We start from the raw sequence: 17,334 nt of genomic DNA, 5'->3' as shown, positions 1-17,334 counted from the left end.
CATGAGCGATATTCAATGGAGCGATCGTGCTCCGATCTACCGCCAGCTGAAAGAGCGGGTGATCGCCATGATGCTTGACGGCATCATCAAGCCCGGCGATGCCCTGCCTTCGGTCCGGCAGGTTGCCGCCGAGTACCAGCTCAACCCCATCACCGTATCGCGCGCCTACCAGGAACTGGCTGATGAAGGCCTGGTCGAAAAGCGCCGCGGCCTGGGCATGTTCATGACCGAGGAAGCGGCCACGCAGCTGCGCAGCAGCGAGCGCGACCGGTTTCTCAATGAAGAATGGCCGCTGGTCCTGGAGCGCATCCAACGCCTCGGCCTGAACCTCGACGAATTGCTGCCCCAGGGGAAATCCTCATGAATGCCGTTGCAAGTGATGTCGTCATTTCCGCTCGAGGCCTGCGCAAGGCCTACAAACAGACCGTGGCGCTGGACAACACCAGTTTCACGATCGCACCCGGCCGCATCACCGGGCTGATCGGCCCCAACGGCGCCGGCAAGACCACCCTGCTCAAGGCGCTGCTCGGCCTGACCTCGGTGGAAGGCGAGCTGCGCGTGCTCGGGCTGGACCCGACCGAGCAGCGCAACGCCCTGATGAACGATGTGTGCTTCATCGCCGACGTGGCGGTGCTGCCGCGCTGGATGAAGGTGCGCGAGGCCATCGATTTCGTCGCCGGCACCCATCCGCGTTTCGACCGGGCGCGCTGCGAGCGCTTCCTGGCCTCCACCAAGCTGCATCCCAAGCAGCGCGTGCGCGAACTGTCCAAGGGCATGATCGTGCAGCTGCACCTGGCCCTGGTGATGGCCATCGATGCCAAGGTGCTGGTGCTGGACGAGCCGACCCTGGGCCTGGACATCCTGTACCGCAAGGAGTTCTACCAGCGTCTGCTGGAGGACTACTTCGATGAGCAGAAGACGATCATCGTCACCACCCACCAGGTGGAAGAGATCGAGCACATCCTCACCGATGTGATGTTCATCCGCGATGGCCGCATCGTGCTCACCACCGATATGGAAGACATCGGCGAGCGCTATACCGAAGTGCTGGTGTCGGCCGATGCCGTCGAGGCCGCGCGCGCACTCAAGCCGATCGACGAACGCGCCCTGCCCTTCGGCAAGACCGTGCTGCTGTTCGACGGGGTGCCACGCGCGCAGCTCACGCCCTTGGGCGAAATCCGCAGCCCGGGGCTGGCGGATCTGTTCGTGGCCATCATGAAGGGAACCTACGCATGAACACCGTCAACCACCCCATCAGCAAGGCCAGCTCGTTCAAGTGGCTGCTCAAGCGTGAGTACTGGGAAAACCGCGGCGGGTTCCTGTATGCGCCGGTGATCGCCGGTGGCATCTCGCTGGTGATGAGCCTGCTCGGCATCGTGTTCGGCCTGGTGGCCATGCACCGTGCGGTCAAGAGCGGCGGCCTCCACCTCAACGACGAAAATGTCAGCATCAACGGCCTGGACCTGAGTCTGCTGACCAGCAAGCTCGATGCCAAGAACCTGCATGACCTGGCCAACGGCCTGGATCTGACCCTGATCCTGAGCTCGGGCTGGCCGCTGATCGTGCTCGCCTTCGTGGTGTTCTTCTACTGCCTGGGCGCCCTGTACGACGACCGTCGCGACCGCAGCATCCTGTTCTGGAAGTCATTGCCGCTGTCGGATACGTCCACCGTCCTGTCCAAGGCCGTGAGTGCGCTGCTGATCGCCCCGCTCATCGCGGTGATCGCCTCGGCCCTGACCATGTTCGGCTTCCTGGTGATGATCTCGATCGTGGTGATCGCCCACGGCGGCGATCCGATGCTGCTGATCTGGGGTCCGGCGAGCCCGCTGACCATTCTCGCCGGTCACCTGTCCTGGATCCCGGTCTACCTGCTCTGGGCCCTGCCGACCGTTGGCTGGCTGCTGCTGTGCTCGGCCTGGGCCAAGACCAAGCCGTTCCTGTGGGCGGTGATGCTGCCGCTGTTCGCCGGCATCATCGTCAGCACCACCAAGCTGATGACCCTGTTCGACCTGACCGGCGGCTGGTTCTGGAAGCACATCGTGGGCCGCCTGCTGCTCAGCGCGGTCCCGGCCAGCGACCAGTTCTACCGCGGCGAGTCGATGTTCAGCGGCAACGGCAACATGGACAACCTGGTCAACGAACTGGGCCCGAGCCACCAACTGGCTGCCTTCGCGATGCCGGAACTGTGGATCGGTGCCGCCGTCGGCGTGGTGTTCCTGTTCCTGGCCATCCGCCTGCGCCGCCGCGCCGGCGAAATCTGATCCCTGCCCTTCATCGAGGAACCGCCCATGATCCGCACGCTCGCTGTTGCTTCCCTGCTGTTGCTGCCGCTGACCGCGCTCGCCAATGAGCCGCAGTGCACGTTCAACGAAGCCCGTGACCTGAAGCTCGACCTGGCCGGCGCCAAGGCGGTGGTGTTCGAAGTGAACCAGCACGATCTGGTGCTGCAGGCTGGCCCGGGCGCGGCCCAGCTCGGGGGGCGCGCCTGCGCCTCCAACGCGGATTGGCTGCGCGAACTGACCGTGACCCAGCAGAAGGTCGGCGACAAGCTCGTCGTCCGCCTGCAGCGCGACGCCCGCAACACGCTCACCATCAGCGGCAGCAGCTATGCCTACCTGGACATGCGCGGCACCGTACCGGACTCGATCCTGGTCCAGCTCAAGGTCGGCTCGGGCGATGCCAGCGTCACCGGTGCGCACTCGCTGAGCGCGGACGTCGGCTCGGGTGACATCAAGCTTCAGGAGATCAAAGGCCTGGTGACCGCAGCGGTCGGCTCGGGCGATGTCATCCTCGACGGTGCCGGTGCGCTGAACCTGCTCTCGGTCGGTTCGGGCGATTTCAAGGCCCGCAACATCCGCGGGGACGCCAAGGTCGGCACGATCGGCTCGGGCGACTTCGAGCTGGATACGGTCGGTGGCAACGTCGAGATCGGCGTGGTCGGCTCCGGGGATACCGATGTGCGCAAAGCCAAGGGCAACGTGCGCGTCGGCACCGTCGGCTCCGGCGACACCGACCTGCGCGATATCGGCGGCAGCGTCACCGTGGACCGTCATGGGTCGGGCGATGTCACCGCGCGCGATGTCGGCGGCGACCTGCGCGTGGCCAACAGCGGCAGCGGCGATATCCGCCACAGCAACGTGCGCGGCCGGGTTGAACTGCCGCGCGGCAAGTAAGCCTCTCTTCTCCTCTGACGGATACGCATCATGACGACTCGACTGCTGCTGCCTGCCCTGCTGTTGTGCCTGCCGATCGCAGCCTGTACCGCCCCCGACAGTGGCAAGGGCAAGGCGCCCGCCGACCAGAGCGCCGCCGCCCCGGCGACCAGCGCGCTGGATACCGATGGCATCGGCAAGACCGTGCAGGAGGCCACCGAGAAGGCCCGCCGGGAGATCAGCCAGGGCAACATTTCCATCGCCAACGGGAAGACCCCGAAGGCGGAGATCAGCCCCCAGGGCGACCTGCTCATCGACGGCAAGGCGGTCACCGTGGACGCCCACCAGCGGGCGCTGCTGCTGGACTACCGCAAGCAGGTCGAGCAGCTCGCCAACGCCGGCATGGAAATCGGCGTGGCCGGTGCCAATCTGGGCGTGAAGGCGGCCGGCGAAGCGATCAAAGGCATGTTCTCCGGCGACACCCAGGGCATTGAGGCGCGCGTGAATGAAGAAGCCAGGAAGATCGAGGATCAGGCCCAGAGGCTGTGCGGGCTGCTGCCCGGCATGATGGCCAGGCAGCAGGCGCTGGCCGCCGCGCTGCCGGCCTTCCAGCCGTACGCGACGATGGACCAGAGCGACATCGACGACTGCGGCAAGTAACCCCGGCACTGCCTGCGACGATGCGTCGCAGGCAGGCCCTTCCCGGTGCGGGAGGACTACAATCTCCCCTCCCGTCGCATGCGTTGCCCTGCTCATGAAGAAGCTGAGTCTGTTGCTGTTCGCCCTGTTCTGCCTGGTCGCCACCGGTTGCGATCAGGAGTACCGCAATCACCGCGCCGAGCGCAGCAAGCCCAAGATCACCGTCAGCGACGGCATGGTCACCGTGCGCCGCGCACCTGCGCCGAACATCATCATCCTGCCCAACGGGCACATGAAGATCGATGAGATCGAAATTCCGCTCAATGAGGAGCAGCAGGCGATGCTGCAGGGCATGTTCGGCCAGCTGCAGGTGCTGCGCCAGAACACCCTGACCGACGCCCCGCCGGACCCGGCCAAGCGCTCGGTGAAAATCCAGGTGCCGGACGGCATGCAGCCGATCCCGCCGGATCTGATCACGAAGATCCCCGAGTTCAAGGATTACACCGAGACCTTCGGCAATCTGCAGGCCGCTCGCCACTGAGTTTGGGCGGGGACTCGCGCACAAAAAAACGGGCCGTTCGGCCCGTTTTTTATTTCAGGTCATACGCGCGCTCAACCGCCCCCGCCACCGCCGCCATGGATGCCACCGGCAGTGAGGGCCGCCGGATCCAGCAGCCTGCGCAGTTCGGCGTCGGACAGGCCACTGTCTTCCTTGGCCACGTCCAGCACCGGGCGTTGTTCCTGGTAGGCACGCTTGGCGATCGCCGCCGCCTTTTCGTAGCCGATGATCGGGTTCAAGGCGGTCACCAGGATCGGGTTGCGATCCAGTGCCTCGCGGACGCGATCCTCGCGCACTTTCAGCCCGGCGATCGCGGTATCGGCGAGCAGACGGGTGATGTTGGCCAGCAGGTTGATGCCATCGAGCAGGTTCGCCGCGATCAGCGGCAGCGTCACGTTCAACTGGAAGTTGCCGGTCTGGCCGGCCACGGTGATCGCGGTGTGGTGGCCGATCACCTGGGCGCACACCATCACGGTGGCTTCGGGGATCACCGGATTGACCTTGCCCGGCATGATCGAGCTGCCCGGCTGCAGCGCCGGCAGTTCGATCTCGCCCAGCCCGGCCAGCGGCCCGGCATTCATCCAGCGCAGGTCGTTGGCGATCTTGATCAGCGCCACGGCCAACGCATTGAGCTGGCCGGACAGTTCAACCGCATCGTCCTGCGCGGCCAGGCCTTCAAACTTGTTTTCCGCGCTGTCGAACTTGATGCCGGTCTGCTGCTTGAGCTGCTTGGCCACCAGCGTGCCGAACCGGGGGTCGGCATTGATGCCGGTGCCGATCGCCGTGCCGCCCAGCGGCAGGCGCCGCAGCCGCTTGAGGCTGTCCTCGATGCGATCCTGGGCCGAAGACAACTGCGCCGACCACGCACCGAATTCCTGCTCGAAGGTCAGCGGCATCGCGTCCATCAGATGGGTGCGACCGGTCTTGACCACCTTGCGCAGCGCACGGCCGCGCTTGTCGATGGTCTTGCGCAGGTGCACCAGTGAAGGCAGCAGCTGCTCATGCACGCCCAGCAACGCGGAGACACGCAGCGCGGTGGGAATCACATCGTTGGAGCTTTGCCCCTGGTTGACGTGATCGTTGGGATGCACCGCGGTCTTGCCGGCCTTGCCCGCGCGGTTGGCGAGCGTGGCAATGACCTCGTTGGCATTCATGTTCGAGGAGGTGCCCGAACCGGTCTGGTACACATCGATCGGGAAGTGCGCGTCGTGGCGGCCGTCGGCAACGTCCGCCGCAGCGGCTTCGATGGCCTTGCCGATGTTGCGCGGCAGATGGCCCAGCTCGACATTGACGTTCGCCGCAGCGCCCTTGACCAGGCCGAGCGCGCGGATGAAACCACGCGGCATGCGTTGGCCCGACACCGGGAAATTATCGACGGCGCGCTGGGTCTGCGCGCCCCACAACGCATCGGCGGGCACCTGCAGCTCGCCCATGCTGTCGTGTTCAATCCTGAAACCCTTACTCATTGCTTCAACTCCGCACGTCTTTCGTGGATGAAAGGGAACCTGCGGCTGGCAACGGGCCTGATTCCCTGGCTGGCGGCTCTGATCACGATACTCTCAAGCACCGCTGAAACCCAAGACCGTGAGTGATCGGCTAGACTCGGGATCCGCTTCCATTCAGACAGCCTGCCGCCCCCATGGGTGACGATCCCGACAGTAGTACCGGGCGTGCCGCCGCGCACGCATCGATGACCGCCCTCGCCGCCCCGGCGACCGCGGGTACCCCTTCGCCCCTGGCAGCGCCGCTGCGGGGCCGCGAATGATCGGCAACCTCCTGCTGCTGGTACTGGCCCTGCTGCTGGTGGTGCTCAACGGCTTCTTCGTGGCCGCCGAGTTCGCCCTGGTCAAGCTGCGCCACACCCAGGCCGTCGGCCTGGCCGAGAACCACGGCTGGCGTGGGCGCCTGCTGCTCAACGTGCACGCGCACCTGGATGCGTACCTGTCCGCCTGCCAGCTGGGCATCACGCTGTCCTCGCTGGGCCTGGGCTGGGTCGGCGAACCGGCGTTCGCGCACCTGCTGCAACCGCTGTTCGATACGCTGGGGTTGACCCCGGAAGCCTCGCGCCTGACCGCTTTCATCATCGCCTTCAGCATCATCTCGTTCCTGCACATCGTGCTCGGCGAACTGGCCCCCAAATCGATGGCGATCCGCCGCCCGGAAGCAATGTCGCTGTGGACGGCCGCACCGCTGTACCTGTTCTACTGGGCGATGTATCCGGCCATCTGGCTGCTCAACAACAGCGCCAACGCGCTGCTGCGCCTGGCCGGCTGGGGTGATGTGGAGCACACCTCGCACCGTTATTCACGCGAGGAACTCAAGCTCATCGTGGGCCGCCAGCAGCCCACCGGCAGCGCGCCGGACCAGGACCTCACGCTGATGAGCCACGCGCTGGAACTGCCCGAACTGGTGGCCGGCGACCTGATGCGCTCGCGCGACCATATGCGTTCGTTCCGCGACGGGATGAGCCTGGCCGACGTGATGGCCGAGTTCGCCGAGAGCCGCTACAGCCGCTACCCGTGGTTCGACCGCGACGGGGAGGAAGTGCTCGGCATCCTGCACATGAAGGACCTGCTGGTGGAGATCGCCCGCGGCCATCCGACCGACGATCTGCGCCCGCTGCTGCGCCCGGCCAACCTGATCGCGCTGGAGACCCCGGTACCGCTGGTGCTGGAGCGTTTCCGCACCGGCACCACCCACCTGGCACTGTGCGTGGAAGAACACGGCCGCATCCTGGGCTACTTCACCCTGGAAGACCTGCTGGAAGTGGTGGTCGGCGATATCGAGGACGAGCACCCGCATATCGTCAAGGACGCCCCGACCCGCGGCGCGGACGGCACCCTGCTGGTGGCCGGCTCGACCTCCATCTTTCGGCTGGAGCGCCTGCTGGGCCATGACCTGAGCGCGCCCGACCATCTGAATTCGGTCGGCGGGCTGATCGTGCACCAGCTCCAGCGCCTGCCCGAGGAAGGCGAGCAGCTGGAGATCGACGGGCACCTGTTCACGATCAAGCGCATGGCCGGGCACCGGATCCAGGCGGTGACGGTGCGCATGGCACAGGCCGAGGACGCCGGGGCAGCGTAGAATGACGGCCCCCGCTGCCAACGACCTGCGCCCTGCCATGTCCGAATTCGCCCTGCTCGCCCTGTCCCCGCTTGATGGCCGCTACGCCGGCAAGGTCGACGCCCTGCGCCCGATCTTCTCCGAATACGGCCTGATCAAGGCCCGCGTGAAGGTGGAAGTGGAATGGCTGCTGGCACTGGCCAATGAGCCGGGTATCGTCGAACTGGCCCCGTTCTCGGCTGCCGCCACCGCCCGCCTGCGCGCCCTGGCCGACGACTTCGCCCCGGCCCACGCCGCGCGGGTGAAGGAGATCGAGCGCACCACCAACCATGACGTCAAGGCCGTGGAGTACTTCATCAAGGAACAGCTCGCCGCCGATGCCGAGCTGGGCCCGGCGCTGGAGTTCGTGCATTTCGCCTGCACCAGCGAAGACATCAACAACCTCAGCTATGGCCTGATGCTCGAGCAGGCCCGCCGCGAGGTGCTGCTGCCGTCGCTGGACAACATCGCCGGCGTGCTGCGCGCCCTGGCCCACGCCCAGGCGGCCCAGCCGATGCTGTCACGTACCCACGGCCAGACCGCCTCGCCGACCACCCTGGGCAAGGAAGTGGCCAACGTGGTGGCCCGTCTGGAGCGCCAGCGCCGCCAGATCGCCGCGGTGGAGCTGACCGGCAAGATCAACGGCGCGGTGGGCAACTACAACGCCCACGTCATCGCCTACCCGGACGTGGACTGGCCGGCCTTCGCCCAGCGCTTCGTGGAAAGCCTCGGCCTGGTGTTCAACCCGTACACCACCCAGATCGAACCGCATGACAACGTCGCCGAAATCGGCGATGCCGCGCGCCGCGCCAACATCATCCTGATCGATCTGGCCCGCGACGTCTGGGGCTATATCTCGCTGGGCTACTTCAAGCAGAAGCTCAAGGAAGGCGAAGTCGGCTCGTCGACCATGCCACACAAGGTCAACCCGATCGATTTCGAAAACGCCGAAGGCAACTTCGGCATCGCCAACGCCCTGTTCGAGCATTTCAGCGCCAAGCTGCCGATCAGCCGCTGGCAGCGTGATCTGACCGACTCCACCGTGCTGCGTGCGGTCGGCACGGCCTTTGGCCACACCCAGGTCGCCCTGGACTCGCTGGCCAAGGGCCTGGGCAAGCTGACCGTGAACCCGGAACGCCTGGACGCCGATCTGGACGCCGCGTGGGAAGTACTGGCCGAAGCCGTGCAGACCGTCATGCGCCGCCACGGCCTGCCCAACCCCTACGAACAGCTCAAGGCCCTCACCCGTGGTCAGGGCATCACCACCGAGTCGATGCAGGCCTTCGTCGAATCCCTGGAGCTGCCGGCCGACGCCAAGCAGAGCCTGCGCGCCCTCACCCCGGGCGGCTACATCGGCCTGGCGGCGGACCTGGCCAAGGCGATCTGAAGGCATGGGCGCGGCACCGTCGCGCCCCCGAATACCCGTCTATACGCTGCAAGGATCTCCCCCATGGCCGCACGCAAGACCAAAACCCCCGTCATCGACATCCAGGCCCGCCCCGGCCTTCCGCTGGGCATGCCCGCCGCCACCTTCCTGCGCGACTACTGGCAGAAGCGCCCGCTGCTCATCCGCGGCGCCTTCCCCGATTTCGAAACGCCGGTCCAGCCCGAAGACCTCGCCGGCCTGGCCTGCGAGGAAGGCGCCCTGTCGCGCCTGATCACCCACGACCGCGCCACCGATGGCTGGAGCGTGCGTACCGGCCCGTTCCAGGAAGAAGAGTTCCCGGGCATGCCCGACCACGACTGGACCCTGCTGGTCCAGGACGTGGACAAGTGGGACGCCGACGTGCGCGCCCTGATCAGCCACTTCAACTTCCTGCCGCGCTGGCGCATGGATGACGTGATGATCAGCTTCGCCGCCACCGGCGGCTCGGTCGGGGCGCATGTCGACCAGTACGACGTCTTCCTGCTGCAGGCTTACGGCCACCGCCGCTGGCAGATCGATGCCAGCGAATCCATCAAGGGCAAGCGCCCGCCGCTGGACTTCCGCGACGACGTCGAACTCAAGCTGCTGCGCCGCTTCAAGCCGACCCACGACTGGGTGCTGGCCCCGGGCGACATGCTCTACCTGCCGCCGAACGTGCCGCACAACGGCGTCGCCGAAGACCCCTGCCTGACCTTCTCCTTCGGCATGCGTGCCCCGGCCTCGGCCGAGCTGATCAGCGACTACCTCGATACCCTGATTGACGGTGCCGACGAGTCCATCCGTTACCAGGATCCGGACCTGAAGGTGCCGCAGGACCCGAACGAGATCGACGTGGTCTCGATGAACCGCGTGGTCGAAGCGCTCAATGCGATCCGCATGAACGACCCGGACAAGCTCGGCGACTGGTTCGGCCGCTTCATCACCACCTACCGCGCCGCCGGGGAAGTGATGGCGCACGGCGAACCGCTGCCGCGCGAGGAGATCGAAGCCGCGCTGGGCGCGGGCGTGGAATTGCAGCGCCACCCGTGGGCGCGCCTGGCCTGGCGCCGTGCCAAGCGTGGCGCCAGCCTGTACTGCAGCGGCCTGGACTTCGCCCTGCCGGTCAAGGATGCCCAGGTACTGGCCGGCACCGAACAGATCGGCGCGGCGCTGTACCAGAAGCTCTCGGCCAAGGGCCGTGATGCCGTGCAGGCGCTGGTCGCCGGCGGCTTCTACCAGCTGGTGGACGATGCCGGGTTGGAGGATGAAGACGACTACGTCGCCGAGTACGACATCGTCGACGGCACCGACGCGGTCGAGGTCATCGATGACGAGGCCATCCAGGCCGACGTGCACGAGGTCACCATCCATGACGACGGCATCGAAGTGATCGTCGATTTCGATGACAGCGACGAGACCGACGGCAAGGACGAGCCCCCGCGCGGCTGATCCGCCCGCCCGCCATGGCCGCCTCCGGTTTCCAGGTTGACGTGGTCGATTACCCGGCGCAGCACGCCGCGCTGCACCGGGTGCGGTTCACCGTGTTCGTCGACGAACAGCAGGTACCGGCCGAGCTGGAGATCGACGCGCTCGATCCCCTCAGCGTGCACGTGCTGGCCCGGGACACCGACGGCGCGCCGATCGGTGCCGGCCGGCTCACCCCGGATGGGCGGATCGGCCGGATGGCGGTGCTGGCCGCCTGGCGCGGCAAAGGCGTCGGCGAGGCCCTGCTGCAGGCCCTGATCGATCAGGCCCGGGCCCGTGGCTGGCGCGAGGTCGGGCTGCATGCGCAGCTGCCGGCCCGCGTGTTCTACACCCGGCAGGGCTTCCTGCCGGAGGGCGAGGTGTTCGACGAGGCCGGTATCGCCCACCAGCACATGCACCTGACCCTGTCCGGAGCGGTCGCGATCGACCGGGCCGAGGACGCCGTGGCGATCACCACCGCACTGGTCCACCGCGCCCGCCGCCAGCTCTGGATCCACAGCCGCCAGCTCGACCCCGGCCTGCTTGATGCACCGCCGGTGCTGGAGGCGCTGCGACGCTACGCCACCGCCCGCCACGACAAACAGGCCTGGCTGATCGTCCACGACAGCGCCGCCATCCGGCAGGCCGGCTCGCCCCTGTTGACCCTGCTGCAGCGCCTGCCGAGCGTCTTCCGGGTGCGCGAAGTGAGCGATCCGATCGACCGCGCGACGGCATCGGCCTGCCTGCTCAATGACGCGGGCGACTACTACTTTCGTCTGAGTGGCCACCGCTTCGACGGTGAGGCGGGTGTGTCCCAGCCGGCACGTTCGCGGCCGTTGCAGGACGGTTTGCAGCGCGTATGGGAACGTTCGCGTGATTGCAGCGAACTGCGCGCACTGGGCCTGTAGCTCACCCCACGCTCCCGAACCTGTCTGGGAATGACACCGCGGTCCCCGCACTGGCCCGTACGGTGCCCCTTCCTGTCTCGATGGGGGTACAATTTGGGGTGTTAGATACCGCCCGCGCAGGGCTATTCACTTTTCCCTGCCGGATCATCGAAGCCTTACCCCACAAGCGAATCCGACTCTCCATCGTGGACAATCAACTGAAGCAGTTTGCGCAATCTTCGCAGCTCGCCGGCGGCAACGCCTCCTATATCGAGGATCTGTACGAGCAGTACCTCGTTTCTCCGGACAGTGTCGATCCCAAATGGAAGACCTACTTCGACGGCTTCCAGGGCCGCGAAGCCGGTGATATTCCGCATTCGGCCGTCATCGCCCACATTGCCGACGCCGCCAAGAATGCCGTCAAGAGCGGCACTGCCGCCGGTGCCGGCGACGAGCGCGAGCGCAATGTCGGCCGCCTGATCACCGCCTACCGTTCGCGTGGCCACATGGCGGCCCGCCTGGACCCGCTGAGCCTGACCGCGCCGACCAATCCGCCGGATCTGGGCCTGCCGTTCCACAGCCTGTCGGAAAGCGACCTGGGCAGTGAGTTCAGCACCGGCGGCGTCGCCGGCCAGCCGCGCATGAAACTGCGCGACCTGCTGGAGCGCCTGAAGAAGACCTACACCGGCTCGATCGGTGCGGAATTCATGCACATCTCCGAGGTCGAGCAGCGCCAGTGGCTGTACCAGCGCCTGGAACTGGCCGGTGGCAACTACAACCTGGATGCCGATACCCAGCGCCGCACCCTGGAGCGCCTGACGGCTGCCGAGGGTCTGGAGCGCTACCTGCACACCAAGTATGTCGGCCAGAAGCGCTTCTCGCTGGAAGGCGGCGACTCGCTGATCCCGATGATGGACACCATCATCCGTGACGCCGGCAAGGATGGCGTCAAGGACGTGGTGATCGGCATGGCCCATCGCGGCCGCCTGAACGTGCTGGTCAACACCCTCGGCAAGAGCCCGCGCAAGCTGTTCGACGAGTTCGAAGGCAAGTTCGAGCACGACGACCACGCCTCCGCCGGCGACGTGAAGTACCACATGGGCTTCTCCGCCGACGTCTCCACCCCGGGTGGCGCCGTCCACCTGGCGCTGGCGTTCAACCCGTCGCACCTGGAAATCGCCGATCCGGTCGTGGCCGGCAGCGTGCGCTCGCGCCAGGAACGTCGTGGCGATACCGCCCGCAAGCAGGTGATGCCGATCCTGATCCACGGCGACGCGGCCTTCTCCGGCCAGGGCGTGGTGATGGAGCTGTTCCAGATGTCCCAGGCCCGCGGCTTCGCCGTCGGTGGCACGGTGCACATCGTGGTCAACAACCAGGTCGGTTTCACCACCTCCAACCCGCTGGATACGCGCTCCACGCGCTACGCCACCGACGTGGCCAAGATGATCGCCGCCCCGGTGCTGCACGTGAATGGCGACGATCCGGAAGCCGTGGTGTTTGCCGCCCAGCTGGCCTTCGAGTTCCGCCAGAAGTTCGCCAAGGACGTGGTCATCGATCTGATGTGCTACCGCCGTTGGGGCCATAACGAGGCCGACGAACCGGCGATCACGCAGCCGCTGATGTACCAGGTGATCCGCAAGCACCAGACCACCCGCGAGCTGTACGCCGCGGCGCTGGAAGCTGCCGGCGTGATCGAAGCCGGCGGCGGCAAGGCGCTGGTCGATGCCTACCGCAACAAGCTCGATGCCGGTGAAGTCACCACCGAGCTGGCCCAGGTCGAAAAGACCCCGGCCACCAGCAAGATGTACGTGGATTGGCCCAAGCTGCTCAACGGCAAGCTCTCCGACGCGGTCTCCACCGCCGTCGGCATGGAGAAGGTCAAGCAGCTGGCGCAGATGATCAACACCGTGCCCGAAGGCGTGGAACTGCACTCGCGCGTGGCCAAGGTCTATGACGACCGCCGCAAGATGGCCGCCGGCGAGATCCCGGGTGACTGGGGCTTTGCCGAGAACCTGGCCTACGCCACCATCCTCGACGAAGGCAACAACCTGCGCCTGGTCGGCCAGGACGTGGGCCGCGGTACGTTCACGCACCGCCACGCAATCCTGCACGACCAGAAGACCGACAACTACTACCTGCCGCTGCGCCAGCTGGTCGAGTCGCCGGAACAGGCCACCATCATCGATTCGCTGCTCAGCGAAGAAGCGGTGATGGCCTATGAGTACGGCTTCTCCACCACCGATCCGAACACCCTGTGCATCTGGGAAGGCCAGTTCGGCGATTTCGCCAACGGCGCCCAGGTCGTGATCGATCAGTTCATCGCCGCCGGCGAAGCCAAGTGGGGCCGTATCACCGGCCTGACCCTGCTGCTGCCGCACGGTTACGAAGGCCAGGGCCCGGAGCACAGCTCCGCGCGTCTGGAGCGCTTCCTGCAGCTGTGCGCGCTGGAGAACATGCTGGTGTGCGTGCCGTCGACCCCGGCGCAGGCGTACCACATGCTGCGTCGCCAGATGCGCATGACCACCCGCAAGCCGCTGATCGTGATGTCGCCCAAGTCGCTGCTGCGCCACAAGCTGGCCGTGTCGACCCTGGACGAACTGGCCAACGGCGAGTTCCAGCACCTGATCGGCGATGCCAACGCAGACGCCAAGAAGGTCAAGCGCGTGGTGCTGTGCTCGGGCAAGGTCTACTACGACCTGCTGGAAGACCAGACCAAGCGTGGCCAGGACGATGTCGCCATCATCCGCGTCGAACAGCTGTATCCGTTCCCGCGCGTGGCACTGGCAGCAGAGCTGAAGAAGTACGGCAAGGCGGCCGATGTGGTGTGGTGTCAGGAAGAACCGCAGAACCAGGGTGCCTGGTACCAGATCCGTCACCACCTGCAGGCATGCCTGGCCGATGGCCAGAGCATCCATTACGCAGGTCGCGCCCGTTCGGCATCGCCGGCCGCTGGACACATGGCTGACCACATCATCGAACAGCAGAAGCTGATCGCCGATGCCCTGGTCAACACGTTCAACGACTCGGTCGCTGAATAACTCTCCCCCTCATTCTAGAAAAGACAAACCAGGAAGCTCCCGCATGGCCACCGAAGTCAAAGCCCCGGTACTGCCCGAATCCGTCGCCGACGGCACCATCGCCACCTGGCACAAGAAGGTCGGCGATGCCGTCAAGCGCGATGAAAACCTGCTTGATCTGGAAACCGACAAGGTCGTCCTGGAAGTGCCGTCGCCGGTCGACGGCGTGCTGAAGGAGATCAAGTTCGAGGTGGGTGCCACCGTGACCTCCAGCCAGGTCGTGGCGATCATCGAAGAAGGCGCGACCGCTGCTGCTGCGCCGGCCGAAGAGAAGAAGGCCGATGCCCCGGCCGCTGCTCCGGCCGCTGCCGCTCCGGCCGCTGCCGCAGCGCCGGCCCCGGCCACCAAGTCCGCTGCCGATTCGCTGCCCCCGGGCGCCCGCTTCACCGCCATCACCGAAGGCGTGAACCCGGCCGACGTGGACGGCACCGGCCGCCGCGGCGCGGTGACCAAGGAAGACATCGTCAACTTCGCCCGCAACGGTGGCGCCGGCAAGTCCGGTGGCGCACGTCCGGAAGAGCGCGTTCCGATGACCCGCATCCGCAAGCGCATCGCCGAGCGCCTGATGCAGTCCAAGAACGGCACCGCGATGCTGACCACCTTCAACGAGGTCGACCTGTCCAAGGTCTCGGCCGCGCGCAAGGATCTGCAGGACGAGTTCGTCAAGGCCCACGGCATCAAGCTGGGCTTCATGAGCTTCTTCGTGAAGGCCGCCGCCAACGCGCTGCAGCGCTTCCCGCTGGTCAATGCCTCGATCGATGGTGACGACATCATCTATCACGGCTACTCGGACATCTCGATCGCCGTGTCGACCGAGAAGGGTCTGGTGACCCCGGTCCTGCGCAACGTCGAGCGCATGTCGTTCGCCGACATCGAAAAGACCATCGCCGACTACGCCAAGAAGGCCCGTGACGGCAAGCTGAGCCTGGAAGAACTGCAGGGCGGCACCTTCACCGTCACCAACGGCGGCACCTTCGGCTCGCTGCTGTCGACCCCGATCATCAACCCGCCGCAGAGCGCCATCCTGGGCATGCACGCCATCAAGGAGCGTCCGATCGCGCAGAACGGCCAGGTCGTGATCGCGCCGATGATGTACCTGGCGCTGTCCTACGATCACCGCATCATCGACGGCAAGGACTCGGTCCAGTTCCTGGTGGACATCAAGAACCAGCTGGAAAACCCGGGCCGCATGCTGTTCGGCCTGTAAGACCTCCCACCCCTCCGCGCCCGCGCGGAGGGGTTCTGGTTTTACGGCACTGCACCGCACTGCCCTGCTCTCTCCCCCGGCGCCTGCGCGCCACCGGCTTCAAGCGAAGCTCGGGAATGCAACAAGGAACTATCAATGGCTGAACAATTCGACGTCGTCGTCATCGGTGCCGGTCCGGCCGGTTACCATGCCGCCATCCGCGCCGCGCAGCTGGGTCTGAAGACCGCCTGCATCGACGCTGCGCTGGGCAAGGACGGCAAGCCGGCCCTGGGTGGCACCTGCCTGCGCGTGGGCTGCATCCCGTCCAAGGCGCTGCTCGATTCCTCGCGCCAGTTCTGGAACATGGGCCACATCTTTGGCGACCACGGCATCAGCTTCAAGGATGCCAAGATGGACGTCGAGGCGATGGTTGGCCGCAAGGACAAGATCGTCAAGCAGTTCACCGGCGGCATCGCCATGCTGTTCAAGGCGAACAAGGTCACCGCGTACTACGGTTTCGGTGAGCTGCAACCGGGCAACATCGTCAAGGTCAAGCAGCACGACGGTTCGGAAGTCGAGCTGAAGGGCACCAACGTCATCATCGCCGCCGGCTCGGATTCGATCGAACTGCCGTTCGCCAAGTTCGATGGCGAAACCATCGTCGACAACGTCGGCGGCCTGGATTTCACCGAAGTGCCGGCTCGCCTGGCCGTGATCGGTGCCGGCGTGATCGGCCTGGAACTGGGCAGCGTCTGGAAGCGCCTGGGTTCGGAAGTGACCATCCTGGAAGCGCTGCCGGACTTCCTGGCCGCTGCCGATGCCGAAGTGGCCAAGACCGCCTTGAAGGAATTCAAGAAGCAGGGCCTGGACATCCGCCTGGGCGCCAAGGTCTCCAAGGCCGAGGTGACCGGCAAGGGCAAGAAGAAGGAAGTCGCCCTGACCTACACCGATGGTGAAGGCGAGAAGAGCCTGATCGTGGACAAGCTGCTGGTGGCCGTTGGCCGTCGCGCCGCCACCAAGGGCCTGCTGGCCGAAGGCACCGGCGTCAAGATCAACGAGCGTGGCCAGATCGAAGTGGACGCGCACTGCCACACCGGCGTCAATGGCGTCTGGGCGGTCGGTGACTGCGTGCGCGGCCCGATGCTGGCGCACAAGGGCTTCGAAGAAGGCATCGCAGTGGCCGAGCTGATCGCAGGCCTGCCGGGCCACGTCAACTTCGACACGATCCCGTGGGTCATCTACACCGAGCCGGAGCTGGCCTGGGTCGGCAAGACCGAGCAGCAGCTCAAGGACGAAGGCATCCCGTACAAGGCGGGCAGCTTCCCGTTCGCCGCCAACGGCCGTGCCGTGGCGATGATCGAGCCGACCGGCTTCGTGAAGGTCCTGGCGCATGCCGAGACCGACCGCATCCTGGGCATGCACCTGGTCGGCGCGAACGTCTCCGAGCTGGTGCACGAAGGCGTGCTGACCATGGAGTTCAGCGGTTCGGCCGACGACCTGGCGCGCATCTGCCACGCCCACCCGTCGCTGTCGGAAGTGGTGCATGACGCCGCGATGGCCGTGAGCAAGCGCGCGATCCACAAGGCCAACTGAGCCCTGTTGGTGGCGTAACGAAAAACCCCGCTTCGGCGGGGTTTTTTGTGGGCGAGAGGTAGTGCCGGCCGCTGCACGGCCCCTCGCCATGGGTAGTGCCGGCCGCTGGCCGGCTCCTCGCCATTTGGCAGTGCCGGCCGCTGGCCGGCTCCTCGCCATTGGTAGTGCCGGCCGCTGGCCCGCTCCTCGCCATTGGTAGTGCCGGCCGCTGGCCGGCTCCACGCCCATTGGTAGTGGCGGCAGGGGGGCGGGGCGACGGCAAACCTAAAG

Annotated in this window: 14 protein-coding genes; 13 read left to right on the top strand and 1 reads right to left on the bottom strand. The window is 66.2% G+C overall.

The window, feature by feature from the left end; translation table 11 throughout:
• Position 1 precedes the first annotated feature (1 nt).
• The 6 genes from ABE483_RS17255 to ABE483_RS17230 all read left to right on the top strand — a co-directional run bounded on the left by ABE483_RS17255 (position 2) and on the right by ABE483_RS17230 (position 4,332).
• Positions 2 to 364 (top strand): GntR family transcriptional regulator, encoded by a 363-nt coding sequence (locus ABE483_RS17255; protein ID WP_346482108.1) that lies wholly within the window; start codon positions 2 to 4, stop codon positions 362 to 364.
• Entirely contained in the window at positions 361 to 1,236 is an 876-nt protein-coding gene (locus tag ABE483_RS17250; RefSeq protein WP_121037935.1) for an ABC transporter ATP-binding protein, read from the top strand. The genes ABE483_RS17255 and ABE483_RS17250 overlap by 4 nt, the downstream gene beginning before the upstream one ends.
• Positions 1,233 to 2,261, top strand: a complete 1,029-nt coding sequence (locus tag ABE483_RS17245; RefSeq protein ID WP_313218815.1) for a hypothetical protein — start codon at positions 1,233 to 1,235, stop codon at positions 2,259 to 2,261. Before ABE483_RS17250 ends, ABE483_RS17245 begins: the two co-directional genes overlap by 4 nt.
• A 27-nt stretch (positions 2,262 to 2,288) precedes the next feature.
• The gene (locus tag ABE483_RS17240) at positions 2,289 to 3,173 is read left to right on the top strand and encodes a hypothetical protein (protein ID WP_313212780.1); all 885 of its coding nucleotides are present in this window, start codon (positions 2,289 to 2,291) and stop codon (positions 3,171 to 3,173) included.
• Between the two features lie 30 nt (positions 3,174 to 3,203).
• Complete coding sequence (locus tag ABE483_RS17235) at positions 3,204 to 3,812, top strand: DUF2884 family protein (RefSeq protein WP_313212781.1); 609 nt, start codon at positions 3,204 to 3,206, stop codon at positions 3,810 to 3,812.
• 94 nt (positions 3,813 to 3,906) lie between these two features.
• Positions 3,907 to 4,332, top strand: a complete 426-nt coding sequence (locus tag ABE483_RS17230; RefSeq protein WP_313212783.1) for a hypothetical protein — start codon at positions 3,907 to 3,909, stop codon at positions 4,330 to 4,332.
• Between the two features lie 71 nt (positions 4,333 to 4,403).
• Here the strand turns inward: ABE483_RS17230 and ABE483_RS17225 are convergent, their stop codons facing one another.
• Positions 4,404 to 5,816: a class II fumarate hydratase gene (locus ABE483_RS17225; RefSeq protein WP_346482107.1), complete on the bottom strand. Its 1,413-nt coding sequence runs from the start codon at positions 5,814 to 5,816 to the stop codon at positions 4,404 to 4,406.
• A 295-nt stretch (positions 5,817 to 6,111) separates the two neighbouring features.
• On the opposite strand from ABE483_RS17225, the gene ABE483_RS17220 reads away from it, so the two are divergent.
• The 7 genes from ABE483_RS17220 (at position 6,112) to lpdA (ending at position 17,064) form a co-directional block, all read left to right on the top strand.
• The gene (locus ABE483_RS17220; RefSeq protein ID WP_313218816.1) at positions 6,112 to 7,434 is read left to right on the top strand and encodes a hemolysin family protein; all 1,323 of its coding nucleotides are present in this window, start codon (positions 6,112 to 6,114) and stop codon (positions 7,432 to 7,434) included.
• Between the two features lie 37 nt (positions 7,435 to 7,471).
• Complete coding sequence (purB, locus tag ABE483_RS17215) at positions 7,472 to 8,839, top strand: adenylosuccinate lyase (protein ID WP_313210265.1); 1,368 nt, start codon at positions 7,472 to 7,474, stop codon at positions 8,837 to 8,839.
• Positions 8,840 to 8,902: 63 nt separating this feature from the next.
• Entirely contained in the window at positions 8,903 to 10,306 is a 1,404-nt protein-coding gene (locus ABE483_RS17210; RefSeq protein WP_313210267.1) for a cupin domain-containing protein, read from the top strand.
• 14 nt (positions 10,307 to 10,320) lie between these two features.
• On the top strand, positions 10,321 to 11,229 hold the full coding sequence (locus ABE483_RS17205; protein ID WP_346482106.1) for a GNAT family N-acetyltransferase: 909 nt from the start codon (positions 10,321 to 10,323) through the stop codon (positions 11,227 to 11,229).
• A gap of 185 nt (positions 11,230 to 11,414) precedes the next feature.
• Entirely contained in the window at positions 11,415 to 14,246 is a 2,832-nt protein-coding gene (locus tag ABE483_RS17200) for a 2-oxoglutarate dehydrogenase E1 component (RefSeq protein ID WP_313210271.1), read from the top strand.
• 43 nt (positions 14,247 to 14,289) lie between these two features.
• Positions 14,290 to 15,492 carry a dihydrolipoyllysine-residue succinyltransferase gene (gene sucB, locus ABE483_RS17195; protein WP_313210273.1) on the top strand — a complete coding sequence of 401 codons (1,203 nt, stop codon included), beginning with the start codon at positions 14,290 to 14,292 and terminating at the stop codon, positions 15,490 to 15,492.
• A gap of 135 nt (positions 15,493 to 15,627) precedes the next feature.
• On the top strand, positions 15,628 to 17,064 hold the full coding sequence (lpdA, locus tag ABE483_RS17190; RefSeq protein WP_121037968.1) for a dihydrolipoyl dehydrogenase: 1,437 nt from the start codon (positions 15,628 to 15,630) through the stop codon (positions 17,062 to 17,064).
• Positions 17,065 to 17,334 lie beyond the last annotated feature (270 nt).

The sequence above is a fragment of the Stenotrophomonas sp. TWI602 genome (assembly GCF_039674045.1).
GTDB lineage: Bacteria > Pseudomonadota > Gammaproteobacteria > Xanthomonadales > Xanthomonadaceae > Stenotrophomonas.
This window is presented reverse-complemented; position numbering and strand designations above follow the sequence as displayed.